This window comes from Roseovarius sp. B08, assembly GCF_051417955.1.
GTDB lineage: Bacteria > Pseudomonadota > Alphaproteobacteria > Rhodobacterales > Rhodobacteraceae > Roseovarius.
Map to the genome: position 1 here is coordinate 836,180 of NZ_JBPRLW010000001.1, position 18,043 is coordinate 854,222.

The following is an 18,043-nucleotide window of genomic DNA, read 5'->3' on the forward strand; positions in this document are numbered from 1 at the left end:
TCGGTGCTTTCGGATATCGCAGATGGGCTGACACGCGGCGTGGAGCGCGTGGGGGACACGCTGTCGGGCGCGTTCATGGAACCGGTGATCCGGCTGGGTGTCACGGGGCTGAGCCGCGCGGGCAAGACGGTGTTCATCACGTCACTGGTGGCCAACCTGATGGATCGCGGGCGAATGCCGGGGCTGGTCGCCGCCGCCGAAGGGCGCATTTCGGCGGCCTATTTGCAGCCGCAACCCGACGATACGCTGCCCCGGTTCGAGTATGAGAAACACCTGGGGGCGCTGACCGCCGAGGTGCCGCATTGGCCCGACAGCACGCGCTCGGTGTCGGAATTGCGCCTTTCGCTGCGGGTGCGCCCCTCGGGGTTGCTGGCCGGGTTGCAGGGGCCGCGCACGGTGCATCTGGACATCGTGGATTACCCCGGCGAGTGGTTGCTTGATCTGGGCCTGATGGACAAGAGCTATGCGGACTGGTCCGCCGAAACGCTGGACCGGTTGGGACGTCGCGAGCAGGCACAGGGCTTTCTTGCCTTGGCCCGCGAGGTTGATGCCTCGGCCAAGCTGGACGAGCCGGTTGCGCAGTCGCTGGCCGAGGCCTTCACCGCCTACCTGAACGCGGCGCGCGCGGCGGGGTTGTCGGATTGCACGCCCGGGCGCTTCCTGCTGCCGGGCGATCTTGCGGGGTCTCCGGTGCTGACCTTCGCCCCGCTGCCCGCGCCCGACAGCCCGCCGCGGCGGTCGCTCTGGCGCGAGATGGAACGGCGGTTCGAGGCCTATAAATCCAAGGTCGTCAAACCCTTCTTCCGCGACCATTTTTCCCGGATCGACCGCCAGATCGTGCTGGTCGACGCGCTGGGTGCCATTCACAACGGCCCGCAGGCGGTCGAGGACCTGCGCCGCGCGATGGCCGAAATCCTGGGGGCGTTCCGGCCGGGGCGGAATGCCTTTCTGTCCAGGCTTCTGATCGGGCAGCGGGTCGAGAAGATCCTGTTCGCGGCGACCAAGGCCGATCACCTGCACCATACCCAGCACGGCGCGCTGACGGCGATCATCGAGGCGCTGATGCGCGATGCGCGGGACCGGGCCGCCTTTGCCGGGGCCGAGACGGCGGGGATGGCGATCGCCGCGCTCAGGGCCACGACCGAGGAAACGCGGGAGCATGACGGGCAAACCTTGGATTGCGTGCGTGGCACGCTGATGACGCCCGAGGGTGGGCGCGGCAAACAGGCAGCGTTCTATCCCGGTGCCTTGCCGGAGGACCCGGCGCACCTGTTGGGCCCCGCGCGGGACGGGGCCGAGGCGTGGCTGGAGGCCGAGTACGAGGTGATGAATTTCGCCCCCGCGCGCCTGACGCTGAAGCGTGGGGAAGGCCCGCCGCATATCCGGCTGGATCGGGCAACGCAGTTCCTGATCGGGGATCGGTTATGACCCCTTTCGATGCACGTTTGAAGCATGTGCCGGGCCTTTTGGGCGTCTTGTGGCAGCATCGAACCGGGCATTGGTGGGATGACCTGAGGATCATGCTGCGCGTGACGCGGCAGGGTTGTGTCCGGGCCGTGGCGGATGGCATGGGGATCGCTGGCTTCAGCCTCTGCCGCGGAGCCGAGTTGCATGCACTTTACGTGCATCCGCGGGCGCAGAGGCGCGGGCTGGGGCGCGTTCTGTTGCATGATGCCCAGGAACAGCACGAGCGGCTAAACCTCTGGGTTGCAGAGGAAAACACCGGGGGGCGGCGGTTCTACCGCCGGCACGGCTTTGCCGAAAAGACACGGGCCGATGGTGCGAAAAATGACGAGGGGCGGCCCGAGATCCTGATGGTCTGGCCGCCGGAACGCAGGGTGGAGTCATGAGCAAACGGCCGGTTCTGATCGACATCGAAGAGGGCGGCGACAGCCCGCGACCCGACATGGCGCCGCCGGTGCCGGACCCCGTGATGGGCGGTCATCCCGAGGGCCGCGCGATGCAGACCGTGGCGACGCTGGCGGCCAGGAAACCGTCGCGCCTGGCGCGGTGGTTCTGGGGCTTGCTGCTGTCGATCCTGGGGGCGGTGATTTCCTTTGCCGCGTGGGATTTCGTGATGGCTCTGCTGGCCCGGAACGTGGTGCTGGGCTATGCCGTCACGGCCCTGATCGCGGCGTTCGCCCTTGTCTGCCTGATCATCGCGACCCGCGAACTGGCGGCCTTTTCCAGGCTGGCGCGGATCGACACGCTGCACCGCGAGGCCGATGCGGCGCTGGCGGGGGCGGACCTGAAGCAGGCGCGGGGCGTGGTGCGGGACCTTACGCAGCTTTACGCGGGCCGCGACGATACCAGCTGGGGCCGCGATCGGCTGCGCGACTATGGCCCCGAGCAGATGGATGCCGCCAGCCTGCTGGGGCTGGCCGAGACGGAACTTCTGGCGCCGCTGGACCGGGCCGCGGCGCGCGAGATCGAGGCCGCCGCACGGCAGGTGGCGACGGTGACGGCGGTGGTGCCGCTGGCCTTTGCCGACGTGATCGCGGCGCTGACGTCGAACCTGCGGATGATCCGGCGCATCGCCGAGATCTATGGCGGGCGGTCGGGCACGCTGGGCAGCTGGCGGCTGGCCCGTGCGGTGATGACGCATCTTGTGGCCACGGGCGCCGTGGCGGTGGGCGACGACCTGATTGGCTCGGTCGCCGGGGGGAGCCTTTTGTCCAAGGTGTCGCGCCGGTTCGGCGAGGGGATCGTGAACGGCGCGCTGACCGCACGGGTGGGCGTGGCGGCGATGGAAGTCTGCCGTCCCTTGCCGTTTCGGGCGGGCAAGCGCCCCTCGGTGACGCGGATGGTGCAGCGGGCGCTGACCGGGCTCTTCAGCGGGGTTAACAAAGGGTAAACGACCGGCAATTTTCGCTCGGTGCGTCGGTATTTTCGCCCCAAGGCAGGTGGAGCCTCGCCGTTTTGCCCAAATTAGCGCGAAATCGTTAACGTCCGGTCGCGGGGCCGTGCGTCAGAACGGGTTGCCCAGCTTCGGGATGCCGCCGGGCAGGGTCTCGCGGTTCACGACGCCTGCGCGCAGGGTCTGGCCGATGCGGTGGGCGAGCGCCGACCAGGCGGCGGCCTTGGTCGGGGAAAGCTCGGATTGCAGCGTGGTGTCGAAGAGGTCGAGCCATGTCGAGAACATGCCCGGCTTGACATTGCCCGCCTGCACATGGGCCTGCATTGCATTGCCCACGTAGCACCGCTCGTGCAGGATCGTGTTGGCCCAGAAATCGCTGACGCGCGCCTCGTGCGCGGGCCAGTCGGTGACATGCGCGGCGAAGACCGGGGCCAGCCCAGGGTGGGCGCGGCAGGCGGCATAGAAGGCCGCCACGACGCGTTCGATCTCGGCGCGGGTGATCTCGAAACGGGGGGGCAGGGCCGGTGTCATGGCCTCGAATCTGGCCGTTGGATGGGCCGGATGCAATGGCAAACACGATTCGGGAAACATGGTTAACGCCGCCGGATAGCCGGAAATCGGCACGCCGGTATCGCGTCGGTATTTGGGTGGTGTGCCGACGGTGTGGATTTTGCCGATCCGGCGGGTTAACGTGGCGGGCGTTGCAAAAGCCTTGAGAAGGCTTTTGCCAAGACTTTTCTGAAAAGTCTTGGCGCGGGTGGTGAGCCCGGGTTCTACGGCTTGCTCCTTGGAACGCGCGCACCTATAACGCCCCCCATCATGACCCGCTTTGCGATCATCATTCGAATTACATGCCCGGCGCTCTGAAACAGACGAGCCGCCGGGACAAGGCGTATGGACGCACCGCGCCGCCCCCACCCAGAGATTGAAATGCCAGTGACAAAGGACGTCACAGATGTGTTCTGACACACCCGATTACAAAGACACGCTGAACCTGCCCCAGACCGATTTCCCGATGCGCGCGGGCCTGCCGAAACGCGAGCCCGAGTGGCTGGAGCGGTGGAACGGCCTGAAGGTCTATGACCGCCTGCGCGAGAAGGCGACAGGCGAGACGCGCCAGCCGTTTACCCTGCATGATGGCCCCCCTTACGCCAACGGGCACCTGCATATCGGCCACGCGCTGAACAAGATCCTGAAGGACATGGTGGTGCGGTCCCAGCAGATGATGGGGCGCGATGCGCGGTATATCCCCGGCTGGGATTGTCACGGGTTGCCGATCGAATGGAAGATCGAGGAAGAGTACCGCAAGAAGGGCCAGAACAAGGACGCCGTGGATATCGTCGATTTCCGCGCCGAATGCCGCAAGTTCGCCGAAGGCTGGATCGACATCCAGCGCGACGAGTTCAAGCGGCTGGGCGTGACCGGCAAGTGGGAAAAGCCCTACCTGACGATGGATTTTCGCGCCGAGCGGATCATTGCGGAGGAATTCCAGAAATTCCTGATGAACGGGACTTTGTATCAGGGCTCCAAGCCGGTGATGTGGTCGCCGGTGGAGAAGACCGCGCTGGCCGAGGCGGAGGTGGAGTACCACGACAAGGAGAGCTTTACGGTTTGGGTGAAGTTTGAGGTTGTCGACGTATATACCACTGACTTTATCAATTTTCCTGGTGAGGGGAAAACGACAGACAAAATCGTTCTTTCGACTGGGGAAGAAGTCGAGTCGGCGCAAGGGGCATTCGTTGTTATCTGGACCACAACACCCTGGACCATGCCGTCGAACAAGGCGGTGGTTTACGGTGAGGACATCGCCTATGGCCTTTACGAGGTCACGGGCACGCCGGACGAATGTTGGGCCAATGTGGGCGACAGGTTCATCCTGGCCGACAAGCTGGCCCGCGACGTCATGGGGCGGGCGCGGCTGAATGATGATCAGTGGACGCGGGTGAGAAGCGTAAGTCAGGAAGAGCTTGCTAGCCTGTCAATTTCTCACCCGCTTGCGGGAGCTGAAAAATCAGAGGGCTACTGGGACGAACCTCGGAAGTTTCTTCCTGCAGACTTCGTCACCGACGAGGAAGGTACAGGCTTTGTTCATTGCGCACCGTCGCACGGGATGGAGGAATACGAGCTTTTCCGCGCTCGCGGCGAACTGGAAGAAGTCATCACCTATAACGTGATGGACGATGGCGGTTTCCGCGCCGATCTGCCGTTCTTTGGCGGGACCTATATCCTGGACCGCAAGGGCAAGGAGGGCAACGCCAACAAGGCGATCATCGACAAGCTGGTCGAGGTGGGCGGTCTGCTGGCGCGGGGCAAGATCAAGCACAGCTATCCGCATTCGTGGCGGTCGAAGGCGCCGGTGATCTATCGCAACACGCCGCAGTGGTTTGCCGCAATTGATCGCGAGGTGGGCGACGGGCAGGATGAAAGCGGCACCACGATCCGGCAGCGTGCTTTGACCGAGATCGACAAGGTGCAGTGGACGCCCAAGACCGGGCGCAACCGTTTGTATTCGATGATGGAATCGCGGCCCGACTGGGTTCTGTCGCGGCAACGGGCCTGGGGTGTGCCGCTGACCTGCTTCGTCAGGAAGGGCGCGATGCCCACCGACGAGGGCTTCCTGCTGCGGGATGAGGCGGTCAATGCCCGCATTCTTGAGGCGTTCGAGGCCGAAGGCGCGGATGCGTGGTACAAGGACGGGGCCAAGGAGCGGTTCCTGGGCAATGACTATGACCCGAACGAGTGGGAGAAGGTCGACGACATTCTCGACGTCTGGTTCGACTCCGGCTCGACCCATGCGTTCGTTCTGCGCGACCGCGCGGACGGGTCCGAGGACGGGATGGCGGATCTGTACCTGGAAGGCACGGACCAGCACCGGGGGTGGTTCCATTCGTCCATGCTGCAATCCTGCGGCACCAATGGCCGCGCGCCCTATCGCGGTGTGCTGACCCACGGGTTCACGCTGGACGAGAAGGGCAACAAGATGTCCAAGTCGCTCGGCAACACGATCGTGCCCGAAGAAGTGGTCAAGCAGTATGGCGCGGATATCCTGCGGCTTTGGGTGGCGCAGACGGATTACACCAACGACCAGCGGATCGGGCCGGAGATCCTGAAAGGGACCGCCGACAGTTACCGCCGGCTGCGCAACACGATGCGCTTTATGCTGGGGGCGCTGAGCCATTTCAGCGACGCGGACCGGGTGGAGCCCGCGGACATGCCGGAGCTGGAGCGTTGGGTGCTGCACCGGCTGGCGGAACTGGATCATCGGGTGCGCACGGGTTATGCCGCCTATGATTTCCAGGGGGTGTTCCAGGCGCTCTTTAACTTCGCCACGGTGGAATTGAGCGCCTTCTACTTCGATATCCGCAAGGATGCGCTGTATTGCGACGGGGATACGCCCCGGCGGCGGGCGGCGCGGACGGTGATGGATATCCTGTTCCATCGCCTGACCACGTGGCTGGCGCCGGTGCTGGTGTTCACCATGGAAGAGGTCTGGCTGGAGCGGTTCCCGGGGGACGACAGCTCGGTGCACCTGGTGGATATCCCGGAGACGCCGAAGGAATGGCTGAACGAGCCCTTGGCGGCGAAATGGGCCACGGTGCGGCAGGCGCGGCGCGTGGTGACGGCAGCGCTGGAGGTGCAGCGGACCGACAAGGTGATCGGGGCGAGCCTGGAGGCCGCGCCGGTGGTGCATGTGCGGGATGCCGAGGCGCTGGAGGTGCTGAAATCGGTCAATTTCGACGATATCTGCATCACCTCCGATATCCGGCTGACCGACGATCCAAGCCCGGCGGAGGCGTATCGGCTGCCGGAAGTGGATGGCGTGACTGTGGTCTTCGAGCGCGCGGAGGGCGAGAAGTGCCAGCGCTGCTGGAAGATCCTGCCGGATGTGGGGACGCACACGCATCCGGGGACCTGTGCGCGGTGTGATGCGGCGTTGGGGTGACGGTGGGGTGAAACCCCACCCTACGACATGACGGATGACGAGATTGCCGAAGTGCTGATGCGGCTGGCGCGGGCGCGTGGGACGGGCACATTCTGCCCGTCCGAGGCGGCGCGGGCGTTGTCGGGTGACTGGCGGAAATTGATGCCGCGGGTGCGTGAGGTGGCAGCAGGGCTGCCGCTGGTGGCGACGCAGAAGGGCCAGGCCGTAGATCCGGTCGCGGCCAAGGGGCCGATCCGGTTGGGATTGGCCGAAGGAGAGACGTGATGCCCCCCATCCAGACGATTTCGACCGGGTTCGTGGTGGCCATGGTCGGGTTCTTCAGTTCCTTTCCCATCGTGCTGCAGGGATTGGCCGCCGTGGGCGCCTCGCCCGCTCAGGCGGCGTCGGGGCTGATGGCGGCGGCGCTGGCGATGGCGCTGGCGGGGATCGTGCTGAGCCTGTGGACGAAGATGCCCGCCTCGGTCGCGTGGTCGACGCCTGGGGCGGCGCTGTTGGCGGTGACGGCCCCTGTGGAGGCGGGGTTTGCCGGCGCGGTGGCGGGGTTCCTGGTGGCGGGAGCTTTGACGGTGATCTCGGGGCTTTGGCGGCCTTTGGGGCGGCTGGCGGCTGCGATACCGGCGCCGCTGGCGCAGGCGATGCTGGGGGGCGTGCTGATGCCGCTGGTGGTGGTGCCGGTGCTGGCGGTGGCCGAGACGCCGGTTGTGATCGGGCCGATCCTGGCGGCGTGGTTCCTGCTGGGGCGGATCAACAAGTCGTTGGCGGTGCCGGGAGCCGTGGCCGCGGCGGGGATCACGGTGCTGGTCTACGGTGATCTCGGCGCGTTCGATGCCGGGGGTGGATGACGGTGCCGGTGTTCGTGATGCCGGAGTTTTCGCTGGCCGCCGTCCTGGGGATCGGCCTGCCGCTCTACGTGGTCACGATGGCCACGCAGAACGTGCCGGGGCTGGCGGTCTTGCGGGCGCATGGCTATGCGCCGGAGCCGGGGCCCTTGTTGAGCGTGGTGGGCGGGTTCAGCGTGCTGTCGGCGCCCGGCGGCGCGCCGCAGACCTGCCTTGCGGCGATCACGGCGGCGATGTGCGCGGACGAGGACAGCCATCCGGACCCTGCGCAGCGCTATTGGTCGGCGGTGATGGCGGGGGTCTTCTATTGCGTGCTGGGGGTGTTTGCCGGCGTGATCACGGCCTTTGCGGGCCTTGCGCCCCCGATGGTGATGGCCAGCGTGGCGGGGGTTGCCTTGCTGGGCGTGTTCGCCAATTCGACCGCGGCCGCGTTGGAGGATGCGGGGTATCGCGAGGCGGCGGTGATCACCTTTGTCGTCACGGCCTCGGGCGTGACGGTGTTCGGGCTGGGCGGGGCCGTCTGGGGGCTGTTGGCCGGAGGGCTGGTGCAGGTGGTGAAGTGGGTGAAGGGGTAGGCCGTGGAGTCGCGCGTGGGTTTTCACCCACCCTACGAAACTCGATATTCGTTGATGCAAGGCACAACGGAGGCGAGCGTCAGCCCGAGGGAGGGGTTGACGATGGCCGGGCCGCTGCGCGGCTGTTAACCGGCCGGGGGCGCGATACCAGTGTCTTGCAAGGGCTCGATCCCGACATGCGTTGCGGGTGAAAAGAATGTCGGCTTTGCGGGTCGAATCGGACGTTATTCTCGCACGGTGAGGAGACGCGCATCGACGGGCCGTGGTGCGGCGAACCGACGTTGGTGATGGGCAATTTATGCCGGCCAAGCACACCCGACCTGAGAGCGTGGCACGTCACTTGCCAAATCGCCGTGCCGTCGCACCAAAGGTGCGCCAACTATAGTCGGCACGCCTCTGGCGTGACGGGACGGCCCGGCGATGCGCGGCGGGCTTCGCCCTTGTTCCGCGCCAGCACTTTGTGACTATGGCAATTATGGGGTCAAAGCCGCCCTTGCAGGCCTTGCGCTTCGACTAGTCCCTCCACGTCGGGTGGAAGTGGCCGCCCGGTGACAGCGTGAAGATCTCGCACCCCTCTGCCGTGACGCCGATGGAATGCTCGAACTGGGCCGAGAGCGAGCGGTCGCGGGTCACGGCGGTCCAGTCGTCGGACAGCACCTTGGTTTCGGGGCGGCCGAGGTTCACCATCGGTTCGATGGTGAAGAACATGCCTTCCTCTAGCGTCGGTCCGGTGCCTTCGCGGCCGTAATGCAGCACGTTGGGCGGGGCATGGAACACCCGGCCCAGACCGTGGCCGCAGAAATCGCGCACCACGCTCATGCGGTGGCCTTCGACGAAGGTCTGGATGGCGTGGCCGATATCGCCGAAGGTGTTGCCGGGCCTGACCGCCTCGATCCCCTTCATCAGGCTGTCATGGGTGACCTCGATCAGGCGCTCGATCTTGCGATTGCGCCGCCCCGCGACGTACATGCGGGAGGTGTCGCCGTACCAGCCGTCGACGATCACGGTGACGTCGATGTTCAGGATATCGCCGTCCTTCAGCTTCTTGTCGCCGGGGATGCCGTGGCAGACCACGTGATTGACGCTGATGCAGCTGGCGTGCTGGTAGCCCTTGTAACCGATGGTGGCGGATTTCGCGCCCGCCTCGGTGACCTTGTCCTCGATGAACTTGTCCAGAACGGCGGTGGTCTGGCCCACCTCCACCAGGTCGGCGACCTCGTCCAGGATTTCGGCCGCCAGTGCACCGGCCTTGTGCATGCCTGCAAAATCCGCCCTCTCGTGGATGCGGATGCCGTCGCGGGTCAGTCTGCCTCGGTGCTGTTCGTTCACGTGTGAGTCCATGTCAGTCAAGCTTTGTGTCTGTATGTAGGCTGAATCCGGCCCTAGGACCAGAGGGGGCAGGTCATCGCAGGGGCAATGTACGCCGAATCTCGACCTCCCGGGGCGTTATCGCACAATCATAGGCCAAAACCTCGACCCCGGCGAGACGTGCCATCAGCAGCGCCTCGGCATAGGCGGGGTCGATATCGGCGGCCACGGTGAGCCGCGTGCAGTCGGTGCGCTGAACGAGGTAGAAGAGCACGGCGCGGTGCCCTGCGCGGGCCATATCGGCCAGTTCGCGCAGATGTTTGGCGCCGCGCAGGGTGACGCTGTCGGGGAATTCGGCGAGGCCCTTTTCGCGGCTGAGCGTGACGGATTTGACCTCGACATAGGCGTCGGGCAGGCCCGCGCCGCGCAAAAGAAAGTCGATGCGGCTGTTTGCCCCGTATTTCCGCTCGGGCAGGACGGTGTCGTAGGCGGCAAGTTCGGGGATGTCGCCTGCGGTCAGCGCCGCCCTCAGCGCGCGGTTGGGCAGGGCGGTGTCGACGCCGGTGAAATGGCCGTCGCCGTGGTCGACCAGCCGCCAGCCGTATCTGAGCTTTTTCCTAGGGTCGTCATTGGGTTCGACCCAGATGCGGGTGCCTTCCTCGGCCAGCCCCATCATCGAGCCGGGATTGGCGCAATGGGCCGTGACCTCGCGCCCGTCCTGAAGCCGGATATCGGCGAGAAAGCGTTTGTAGCGGCGGATCAGCGTGGCCTGTTCAAGAGGGGTTTGAAAGCGCATCCGCGATGCCTATACCGGAGCAAGACCTGCCGCAAGGAGAGCCGCCATGCCCAACCCAACCGCCGCGATGCTGGTGATCGGTGACGAGATCCTGTCGGGCCGCACGCGCGATGCCAACATGCATCATCTGGCCGGGCGGCTGACCGAGCACGGGATCGACCTGAAGGAGGTGCGGGTGGTGGCGGATGAGGCGCGCGCCATCCAGGACGCGGTCAAGGCGTTGGCGGGGGCGTATGATCACCTCTTCACCTCGGGCGGGATCGGGCCCACCCATGACGATATCACCGCCGAGAACGTGGCGGCGGCCTTTGGCCTGCCGATCGGGGTGCGGGACGATGCGCGGGCCATTCTGGAATCGCATTACGAGAAGCAGGGGCTGGAGATCAACGAGGCGCGGCTGCGCATGGCGCGGGTGCCGGAGGGCGCGAACCTGATCGATAACCCGGTGAGCGGGGCGCCGGGGTTCACGTTGGAGAACGTGCATGTGATGGCCGGCGTGCCCAAGATCTTCGAGGCGATGGTCGAGGGGCTGTTGCCGACGCTGACGGCCGGCCGGCCGGTGGTGTCGCAGACCTTGCGCGTGGAGCGCGGCGAGGGGGATATCGCGGGGCCGCTGGGCGCGCTGGCGGAGCGGTATGACGCACTGTCGTTCGGCTCGTATCCGTTTATCGTGAATGGGCGCTTCGGGGTGAACGTGGTGATCCGGGGTGAGGACGAGGCGGAGGTGACGCGCGCGATGCAGGAACTGGAAGAGACGTTTCCGGCATGAGCGGGCTACCCGATGCCAAGACGCTCTATGCCGTGACGGAGGCCACGTGGCCCGCCGCCTCGAGGCATGGTGCGGGGCCGTGGACGCTGCGCGACGGGCAGGGCGGCGGCAAGCGGGTCTCGGCGGCGACGCTGCGCGAGCCGGGCACGCCGGTATCGCGCGATGCGCTGCCCGAGGCGGAGGCCGGGATGCGTCAGATGGGGCAGGACCCGCTGTTCATGATCCGGCATGGCGACGAGTCGCTGGACGCGATGCTGCGGGCCGCCGGGTACGATGTGATCGACCCGGTGAACATGTATGTCTGCCCGGTGGACACGCTGACGCGCGAGGATCCGCCGCCGGTGACGACGTTCGATCTGTGGGAGCCGATGGCGATCCAGCTGGATATCTGGAAGGACGGGGGCATCGGGCCTGCGCGGATCGACGTGATGCGCCGGGTCGAGGGGACGAAAACGTCTTTGTTCGGGCGGACGGAGAACCGGCCTGCCGCCACGGGGTTCGTCGCGATCTCGGACGGGGTGGCGATGATCCACGCGCTGGAAGTGCGCAAGGACGAGCGAAGGGCCGGGCTCGGGCGGCACCTGACGCATCATGCCGCGCACTGGGCCGCGGGGCAGGGGGCGACGCATCTGAGCGTGCTGTGCACCATCGCCAACGATGCGGCCAACGCGCTCTACTCTTCCCTCGGCATGACGCTTGTGGGACAATATCATTACCGTATCAAGAAGGACGCCAGGACCACATGAGCCAGGATGATCTGCCGACCGCCCTGAACCTGCCGATGGCGGACCCGCTGCCCGAGGACACGCGGAAATATTTCGACGTGTGCCAGGACAAGCTGGGCATGATCCCGAACGTGCTGCGGGCCTATGCGTTCGATATCGAGAAGCTGAACGCCTTCACGGCGATGTATAACGACCTGATGCTTGGCGAGAGCGGGCTGAGCAAGCTGGAACGGGAGATGATCGCGGTGGTGGTCAGCTCGATCAATCGCTGCTGGTATTGCCAGGTGGCGCATGGCGCGGCCGTGCGCGCGCTGTCGGGTGACCCGGCCCTGGGCGAGGCGATGGTGATGAACTGGCGCGCCGCCGGGCTGGATGCGCGGAAGACGGCGATGCTGGAATTTGCCGAAAAGGTCACCAAGGCCAGCGCCGAGACGGTGGAAGCGGACCGGCAGGCGTTGCGCGATGCGGGTTTCTCGGAGCGGGACATCTGGGACATTGCCGCCGTTGTCGGGTTCTTCAGCATGTCGAACCGGATGGCCAGTGCCACGGGCATGAAACCCAACTCCGAATATCACGGCCAGGCCCGCTGAACGGTGGGGCGGCGGTCGGCCTGTCTTGGCATCGTGATCGGTCTGGGGGCCGCTGCTGAGGCCGGGGCGCTGGAACTGAGCCTGCCCGCGGGCGCCACCATGACGGGGGAAGTGCGCCGCGCCGCCAAGGCCTATGCCGTGCCGACGGAAGGTTATGCCGACGGGCACATTCCGGCGATCGACGCGGAAGGGTTCTTTCTGCAACAGGCGTGGCGGCTGGATGCGCCGGGGCTGACCAGCCTGCAGTTGCAGCGGCCCCTGCGGCGGCAGATCACCGAGGCGGGCTATTCCATCATGCTGGATTGCGCGGCGCGCGACTGCGGCGGTTTCGATTTCCGGTTCAACACGCCTGTTCTGGCCGCGCCGGACATGTTCGTGGACTTGCGCGACTATCGCTTCCTGTCGGCCCGCAAGGAGGGTGCGGGCGGCGTCATGGATTACGTGACGGTACTGGTCAGCCAGGTGTCGGGCAGCGGGTATATCCAGGTGATAAGGCTGGCGCAGTCGGAGGCGGCCAGCGAAAGCCTGGGTGCGGCGGCGCCGGAGGTGGAGGGAGGCGCGGCGGAAACGGTCACCACCGGCGCGATCCCCGAGGCGGCGCCCGGGCCGCTGGGCGAACAGTTGCTGGAGACCGGGCACGCGGTGCTGTCGGATCTCGATTTCGAGACCGGGACGGTGTCGCTGGGGCCGGGGCCGCACCCGTCGTTGCAGGCGCTTGCGGCGTTTCTGCGCGAAGACCCCGAGCGGCGCGTTGCGCTGGTGGGGCATACCGACACGGTGGGCACGCTGGAGGACAACACCGCGTTGTCGCGGCGTCGGGCGGCAGCGGTGCTGGAGCGGCTGGTCTCGGACTACGACATCCCGCGCCGGCAACTGGAGGCGGAAGGCATGGGGTATCTTGAGCCCGTCGCCTCGAACCTGACGGAAGCGGGGCGCGAGGCGAACCGGCGAGTGGAGGCGGTTCTGCTCAACACCGAGTGAGGCGCGGGGCCGAGAGGGCGGGATTTGAGTATTTTTGGCAAGAAAAAGCCGGGAGCGGTTTACGAGGCCGGGATGGAGAGGCCCGGTGGGACCGCTGCGGGTGACGAGCGACGGCGCATCGATCACTGGCGTCGGCTGGGGGCCGGCCGGGACGGTGGAGGCGCGGCCCGAACTGGAGGAGGCCTGCGCGCAGCTGGCGGCGTATTTCGAGGGCCGGTTGCAGGCGTTCGATCTGCCGCTGGCGCCCGAAGGATCCGACTTTCAGCGCGAGGTCTGCGCCGCGATGCTGGCGATCCCGTGGGGGAGACGCGGGAGTACGGCGATATAGCGAAGGCGCTGGGCGTGCCGGCACAGGCGGTGGGCGGGGCCTGTGGCGGCAATTCGATCCCGGTGATCATCCCGTGCCACAGGGTTCTGGGGGCCGCTGGCCTGGGCGGCTATTCCGGCGCGGGCGGGATCGAGACCAAGGTCTGGCTGTTGCGCCACGAAGGCGCGGCGGGGCTGTTGCTCTAGGGCGAAACTGGTCCGGAGAGCGTTCGGCCTATTCCTGTGCCGCCTTGCGCTGGGGTATCAGCTGTTGCGCGATGCCTGCGAGCGTGAGGTAGACCGAGGTCACCACGAGGCCCCAATGCGCCCAGCTTTCGGGGTGGAAATCGACCCAGGCGGCCCAGCCGGCGAAGAAGGTCCATGCGGTGATCATCGGCAGGGAAATCCAGCGCCAGCGTTCGGTGCGCACCGGGTGGATGAATTTCAGCGGCAGGAACATCGAGACCGCCAGCAGCGTCACGATGGTGAGCGAGACCCAGAAATTGGGCTCGATCGCGAAGAGCACGAGGGCCAGCATGTTCCAGCAGCCGGGGAAGCCCGAGAACGAGTTGTCCCTGGTCTTCATCCGCGTGTCGGCGAAGTAGAGCGCCGAGGCGAAGGTGATGATGATGATCGCGAACCAGCCCGTCCAGCCCGGCAGCAGGCCGAATTCGAAGAGCGCGAAGGCGGGGATGAAGACGTAGGTGAGGTAGTCGATGATCAGGTCGAGCAGCACGCCGTCGAAGAGCGGGAAGTTCGTCTTGACGTCGTATTTTCGCGCCAGCGGGCCGTCGATCCCGTCCACGGCGAAGGCCACCACGAGCCAGAGGAACATCAGGCTCCATTTCTCCTGGATGGCGGCGAGCATCGCGAGCATGGCAAAGACCGCGCCGGTGGCGGTCAGCAAATGCACGAGAAGGGCTTTCATGCGCAGGCTCATGGGACCCGTGATGGGGGATCGAGGCGATGGATGCAATTGCAAATCCGGTGCGACGGGCAGACGCGGGCGGGTTGTGGCTTTGGTTCGACAGGCGCTTATCGCGCCTTGGGATGCGCCTGGTTGTAGACATCCATGAGGCGGGCGGTGTCGACGGCGGTATAGGCCTGGGTGGTCGAGAGCGACGCATGGCCCAGCAGTTCCTGTATCGCCCGGAGGTCGCCGCCGGCGTTCAGCAGGTGGGTGGCGAAGCTGTGGCGCATGGCGTGGGGCGTGGCCGTGGCGGGCAGGCCAAGCTGCATCCGGACGCTGGCCATGAGCTTTTGCACAGCACGGGGCGAGAGCGCACCGCCGCGCGCGCCGCGGAAAAGCGGCGCGTCGGGGGCGGTGGAGTAGGGGCAGAGGTCGAGGTAGCGGGCCAGCGCGGCGCGCGCGGGGGAGATGACCGGCACGATGCGTTCCTTGCCGCCCTTGCCGACGATCCGCAGGCTGTCGCCCACGGGCAGGGCGCGGCCGGTGAGGCCGAGCGCCTCGGAGATGCGGAGCCCACAGCCGTAGAGGAGCGTGATGACTGCCTGGTCCCGGGCGGCGATCCATGTGGTGGGGTGCTGCGTCTCGGTCGTCTCGATCACCTGCCGCGCGGCGTAGGGGGAGAGCGGCCGGGGCAGCTTGCGCTGGAACTTGGGCGCGCGGGCGGCGAGGACGGCAGCGGGATCGACGCCCTCGCGCTCGGCCAGCCAGCCAAAGAAGCTTTTGACCGCCGAGAGCTTGCGCGCGAGGCTGCGGGCGCCCACGTCGCGGCCGCGGGTGAAGGCCATCCAGGAGCGCATGTCCGACACGGTGAGCTTGGCCAGTGCGCCGAGGCCCTGGGACGCGCCCTTGTGCTCGGTCATGAAGACGAGGAAGCCCGCCACGTCACGCCCGTAGGCGTCGAGCGTGTGGGGGAAGCGCCGCGCAGGGACTTGTGATGATCCAGCCAGGCCTGAAGCGCGTCGCGGGCCGCGGCCGAGATCATGACAGCCAGCGGCGCATCGCCCGTTCGAAGATGCCTGCAAAGAAGGAAAGCAGATCGGTGCCCTGTTGCGGGCTGAACTGGTGCGGGTCCTCGGAGCCCATGACCAGCAGGCCGGGCAGGCGGCTTTCGCCGAAATCGAGCAGCAGGCACGCCTCGGAGCGCATGAACTCGGCCTCGCGGCCATAGATGCGGGCGTCGCCCTCGTGAACCTGGCGCAAGGTGACCTGGCGCACGGGGCCGGAACGGCCGGCGCCGAGATATTGCTCGATGAAGCCGGGTTCGGCCACCGAGAGCACGTCGCCCAGTCGTTTGACGGCGGGGTCGTCGTCGTTCTGGACGGATTCCAGCACCAGCTTCACGCAGTCGACGCGCAGGATGGTGGCGACATCGCCGCCCAGATCCTTGAGAAAGTCCTCGAACTCGACCGGGTCGAGCATCCGCAGGATGGCGCGGTGGACCTGATTGGTGCCGGCGAGGTTCTCGTAAGCGGCGGCGATGACGGAGCGGTGGGTGTCCTCCAGCCGTTCCAGCCGCGCTTCGAGCCTGTCCATGGCGATGCCGCGCAAATCGACGATGTTGTTGCCCATCGCCCGCTCGTTGGCGGCGATGAGGGCGCGCATAAGGTCCTGATCTTCAAGGATAACATCGGGCTGCGCGATGATCTTGTCGCGCATCTGGTCGTTTATCTCGGGCTTGCTGCTCATGTGTGCCTCTGATTATTTTTTCAAAGCTTATCAGATGCGGCGGGGTGGTGCCGCAATAAATTTCTTGGAAATGTCCGGATTTTTGCGTGGCGCGTGACCCGCGCGCGCTGCGCTTTTGCTGCATATGCTGGGAGGAGGCTCACTGGTCAAACCCGGACGATCTTGTCACTTTTTTATCCGGGACAAAGGGTATTACCCGTTGATCCAATGCCCTACGCTACCGCCAGTTTCCGCGCTCTGGGACAGGGTAGCTGAACTGACGTGGATTTATCGGAATATCGCTGATTTCTGGTAGACGCCGCTTCAATACTTTCTTCAAGTAGCCACTTTTCGCGCGCACTTCTTGCGGGACGCCCATGAACGCGCGGATGATTTCCCTGCTGTTGAAGAGAAATACTGTCTCAAATGCCACATCGCATTCGAGTGCAACACCGCCTTGCCAAGCTGCCATACGATGCTCGACAAAGAACAGATCCCAGCTTGAAGCAAAAGCTACGCCACCCTTCCAGTCGAAAACCTCGCACATTTCTTCAAAATAGTTTTGATATTTGGCGTTAGTTTTGTTTTTGCCGGGTAATTTGGAGCAATAATAATCTGTCAGTTCCTTACTACCTTGAAGGCCATCTCGAAACCGAGAGTCAGAATGACCCTTTTGGAATAGATTAGAGCGAAATAGTTCGAGAAGATTCGATCTAATATGAAAGGTTGATACAGGAAATACTTCACTATATGCGTAGGCCACTGCCCTGTTATGTGATAAAAACGTATTGTTTCTGAACAGTTTTTTCATACTTTCCGGGATATCATCCTCGGTTTGCGACCCAAGGTGCAAAAAATGCAAATCGTAGCAGTCAGCAATTTTCGAAGCTATGCGCAGATCTATCTTGTGCTGCTCAGCATGGTTGTACGTAAAGAAATCTATATTCGACCATAGTTCTTGCGTCACGCTTAGGGTGGTTCGACTATCAAGGCCCGCCGTAAGCGAGAGAACAATTTTTCCATCCCTTCTTGCCAGAGCTTCAGCCGCTTGTTCGGCTCGCCGAAAAGCGAGATCCCAAGCAACTTCAATCGACTGTTGCGGGATTGGTTTGACGGGAAAGAACCTGACAAATCTGCCTGTTTCGAACTCCAAACGGGCGTTCGGATTCATGCGAATGACATTTGCAAAGGGAGTGCTGATCCCTGGATACCCCCAGCGGTACCGGATCGGGCGCTGTTTGGACTCGCCGCTAGCAAGCATCGTAAGTCGCGCATGCGAAGCGACAGTTACCTGGTTCTCTTCAATGCGGCAGAATGCACTACGCAAACCCATTGCATCTATTTGAAAGCCACGGGACCCCGCGTCCTGCCAAAAAACAGCGAATCTCCCAATGCAGCGGTCGATGTGTCGCTGCAAGTCTCCAATGTTTTCCAGCAGCATCTCTGCCACACCGGATGGACCGAGTTCGGGTCTGTCTGGGTCTAGCATCGTGCCGACCACAGCTACGATCTGGTTGCCCTTAGAAGCTTCGGCGAATGTCGTGAGCGGGTGCAAGAATATGGGCAAACGGCTTTTAGCACCGACGAAATTCGGAGGTACAAAAACAGGGTTCAAGGAGTACAGAAAGCCCCGAGCGAATTTCAGGTCGTACTGTGTCGCTTGGGAATTCCCTGGAATATTCGGCTTCACCAACGTCTCACTCCCTGTCGTCACTTGGG

At 64.9% G+C, this 18,043-nt stretch carries 17 protein-coding genes and 2 pseudogenes; 12 read left to right on the top strand and 7 right to left on the bottom strand.

All coding sequences use genetic code 11. The features are described from left to right. Positions 1-3: 3 nt before the first annotated feature. From ACSQ76_RS04200 to ACSQ76_RS04210, 3 genes are read left to right on the top strand one after another with little or no spacing between them, the layout of a single operon-like run. Entirely contained in the window at positions 4-1,428 is a 1,425-nt protein-coding gene (locus ACSQ76_RS04200) for a YcjX family protein (protein ID WP_437155582.1), read from the top strand. Continuing rightward, positions 1,425-1,850, top strand: a complete 426-nt coding sequence (locus tag ACSQ76_RS04205; protein ID WP_437155583.1) for a GNAT family N-acetyltransferase — start codon at positions 1,425-1,427, stop codon at positions 1,848-1,850. The genes ACSQ76_RS04200 and ACSQ76_RS04205 overlap by 4 nt, the downstream gene beginning before the upstream one ends. Continuing rightward, a complete protein-coding gene (locus tag ACSQ76_RS04210) occupies positions 1,847-2,854 on the top strand; it encodes a YcjF family protein (RefSeq protein ID WP_437155584.1) in 1,008 nt (335 codons plus the stop codon). The genes ACSQ76_RS04205 and ACSQ76_RS04210 overlap by 4 nt, the downstream gene beginning before the upstream one ends. 114 nt (positions 2,855-2,968) lie before the next feature. Here ACSQ76_RS04210 and ACSQ76_RS04215 read toward each other — a convergent pair whose 3' ends face one another. Beyond that, a complete protein-coding gene (locus ACSQ76_RS04215; RefSeq protein WP_306130467.1) occupies positions 2,969-3,388 on the bottom strand; it encodes a group III truncated hemoglobin in 420 nt (139 codons plus the stop codon). A 424-nt stretch (positions 3,389-3,812) separates the two neighbouring features. Between ACSQ76_RS04215 and ileS the strand changes: the two genes are divergently transcribed. From ileS to ACSQ76_RS04235, 4 genes are read left to right on the top strand one after another with little or no spacing between them, the layout of a single operon-like run. After that, positions 3,813-6,800 carry an isoleucine--tRNA ligase gene (gene ileS / locus ACSQ76_RS04220; protein WP_437155585.1) on the top strand — a complete coding sequence of 996 codons (2,988 nt, stop codon included), beginning with the start codon at positions 3,813-3,815 and terminating at the stop codon, positions 6,798-6,800. Between the two features lie 27 nt (positions 6,801-6,827). Further along, positions 6,828-7,064, top strand: coding sequence for a DUF3253 domain-containing protein (locus ACSQ76_RS04225; protein ID WP_437155586.1), 237 nt, complete (start codon positions 6,828-6,830; stop codon positions 7,062-7,064). Then, complete coding sequence (locus ACSQ76_RS04230; protein WP_437155587.1) at positions 7,064-7,642, top strand: benzoate/H(+) symporter BenE family transporter; 579 nt, start codon at positions 7,064-7,066, stop codon at positions 7,640-7,642. The genes ACSQ76_RS04225 and ACSQ76_RS04230 overlap by 1 nt, the downstream gene beginning before the upstream one ends. Next, the gene (locus tag ACSQ76_RS04235; RefSeq protein ID WP_437155588.1) at positions 7,639-8,214 is read left to right on the top strand and encodes a benzoate/H(+) symporter BenE family transporter; all 576 of its coding nucleotides are present in this window, start codon (positions 7,639-7,641) and stop codon (positions 8,212-8,214) included. The genes ACSQ76_RS04230 and ACSQ76_RS04235 overlap by 4 nt, the downstream gene beginning before the upstream one ends. A gap of 513 nt (positions 8,215-8,727) precedes the next feature. On the opposite strand, the gene map is transcribed toward ACSQ76_RS04235, so the two are convergent. Next, a complete protein-coding gene (gene map, locus ACSQ76_RS04240) occupies positions 8,728-9,543 on the bottom strand; it encodes a type I methionyl aminopeptidase (RefSeq protein ID WP_437155589.1) in 816 nt (271 codons plus the stop codon). A 73-nt stretch (positions 9,544-9,616) separates the two neighbouring features. Then, a complete protein-coding gene (gene sfsA / locus ACSQ76_RS04245) occupies positions 9,617-10,318 on the bottom strand; it encodes a DNA/RNA nuclease SfsA (protein WP_437155590.1) in 702 nt (233 codons plus the stop codon). Positions 10,319-10,364: 46 nt separating this feature from the next. Between sfsA and ACSQ76_RS04250 the strand changes: the two genes are divergently transcribed. From ACSQ76_RS04250 to ACSQ76_RS04270, 5 genes and pseudogenes are all read left to right on the top strand, one after another. After that, entirely contained in the window at positions 10,365-11,087 is a 723-nt protein-coding gene (locus ACSQ76_RS04250) for a competence/damage-inducible protein A (protein ID WP_437155591.1), read from the top strand. After that, positions 11,084-11,833 (top strand): GNAT family N-acetyltransferase, encoded by a 750-nt coding sequence (locus tag ACSQ76_RS04255; RefSeq protein WP_437155592.1) that lies wholly within the window; start codon positions 11,084-11,086, stop codon positions 11,831-11,833. Before ACSQ76_RS04250 ends, ACSQ76_RS04255 begins: the two co-directional genes overlap by 4 nt. After that, positions 11,830-12,402: a peroxidase-related enzyme gene (locus tag ACSQ76_RS04260; RefSeq protein ID WP_437155593.1), complete on the top strand. Its 573-nt coding sequence runs from the start codon at positions 11,830-11,832 to the stop codon at positions 12,400-12,402. The genes ACSQ76_RS04255 and ACSQ76_RS04260 overlap by 4 nt, the downstream gene beginning before the upstream one ends. Positions 12,403-12,405: 3 nt before the next feature. Continuing rightward, positions 12,406-13,383: an OmpA family protein gene (locus tag ACSQ76_RS04265; RefSeq protein WP_437155594.1), complete on the top strand. Its 978-nt coding sequence runs from the start codon at positions 12,406-12,408 to the stop codon at positions 13,381-13,383. Between the two features lie 121 nt (positions 13,384-13,504). Continuing rightward, a pseudogene (locus tag ACSQ76_RS04270) lies at positions 13,505-13,896 on the top strand (methylated-DNA--[protein]-cysteine S-methyltransferase). 28 nt (positions 13,897-13,924) lie between these two features. On the opposite strand, the gene ACSQ76_RS04275 reads toward ACSQ76_RS04270, so the two are convergent. The 4 genes and pseudogenes from ACSQ76_RS04275 to ACSQ76_RS04290 all read right to left on the bottom strand — a co-directional run bounded on the left by ACSQ76_RS04275 (position 13,925) and on the right by ACSQ76_RS04290 (position 18,017). After that, positions 13,925-14,629: a CDP-alcohol phosphatidyltransferase family protein gene (locus ACSQ76_RS04275; RefSeq protein WP_437155595.1), complete on the bottom strand. Its 705-nt coding sequence runs from the start codon at positions 14,627-14,629 to the stop codon at positions 13,925-13,927. A gap of 95 nt (positions 14,630-14,724) precedes the next feature. Further along, a pseudogene (locus ACSQ76_RS04280) lies at positions 14,725-15,641 on the bottom strand (tyrosine recombinase XerC). Then, the gene (locus tag ACSQ76_RS04285; protein WP_306131051.1) at positions 15,638-16,345 is read right to left on the bottom strand and encodes a DUF484 family protein; all 708 of its coding nucleotides are present in this window, start codon (positions 16,343-16,345) and stop codon (positions 15,638-15,640) included. Before ACSQ76_RS04285 ends, ACSQ76_RS04280 begins: the two are co-directional and overlap by 4 nt. Before the next feature lie 217 nt (positions 16,346-16,562). Beyond that, on the bottom strand, positions 16,563-18,017 hold the full coding sequence (locus ACSQ76_RS04290; RefSeq protein WP_437155596.1) for a hypothetical protein: 1,455 nt from the start codon (positions 18,015-18,017) through the stop codon (positions 16,563-16,565). Positions 18,018-18,043 lie beyond the last annotated feature (26 nt).

Coding starts and splice junctions, on each gene's coding strand:
- ACSQ76_RS04210 (WP_437155584.1), top strand. CDS start 1,847: ATGAGCAAACGGCCGGTTCTGATCGACATCGAAGAGGGCGGCGACAGC.
- ACSQ76_RS04250 (WP_437155591.1), top strand. CDS start 10,365: ATGCCCAACCCAACCGCCGCGATGCTGGTGATCGGTGACGAGATCCTG.
- ACSQ76_RS04225 (WP_437155586.1), top strand. CDS start 6,828: ATGACGGATGACGAGATTGCCGAAGTGCTGATGCGGCTGGCGCGGGCG.
- ACSQ76_RS04215 (WP_306130467.1), bottom strand. CDS start 3,388: ATGACACCGGCCCTGCCCCCCCGTTTCGAGATCACCCGCGCCGAGATC.
- ACSQ76_RS04255 (WP_437155592.1), top strand. CDS start 11,084: ATGAGCGGGCTACCCGATGCCAAGACGCTCTATGCCGTGACGGAGGCC.
- ileS (WP_437155585.1), top strand. CDS start 3,813: ATGTGTTCTGACACACCCGATTACAAAGACACGCTGAACCTGCCCCAG.
- ACSQ76_RS04285 (WP_306131051.1), bottom strand. CDS start 16,345: ATGAGCAGCAAGCCCGAGATAAACGACCAGATGCGCGACAAGATCATC.
- sfsA (WP_437155590.1), bottom strand. CDS start 10,318: ATGCGCTTTCAAACCCCTCTTGAACAGGCCACGCTGATCCGCCGCTAC.
- ACSQ76_RS04205 (WP_437155583.1), top strand. CDS start 1,425: ATGACCCCTTTCGATGCACGTTTGAAGCATGTGCCGGGCCTTTTGGGC.
- ACSQ76_RS04235 (WP_437155588.1), top strand. CDS start 7,639: ATGACGGTGCCGGTGTTCGTGATGCCGGAGTTTTCGCTGGCCGCCGTC.
- ACSQ76_RS04230 (WP_437155587.1), top strand. CDS start 7,064: ATGCCCCCCATCCAGACGATTTCGACCGGGTTCGTGGTGGCCATGGTC.
- ACSQ76_RS04275 (WP_437155595.1), bottom strand. CDS start 14,629: ATGAGCCTGCGCATGAAAGCCCTTCTCGTGCATTTGCTGACCGCCACC.
- ACSQ76_RS04260 (WP_437155593.1), top strand. CDS start 11,830: ATGAGCCAGGATGATCTGCCGACCGCCCTGAACCTGCCGATGGCGGAC.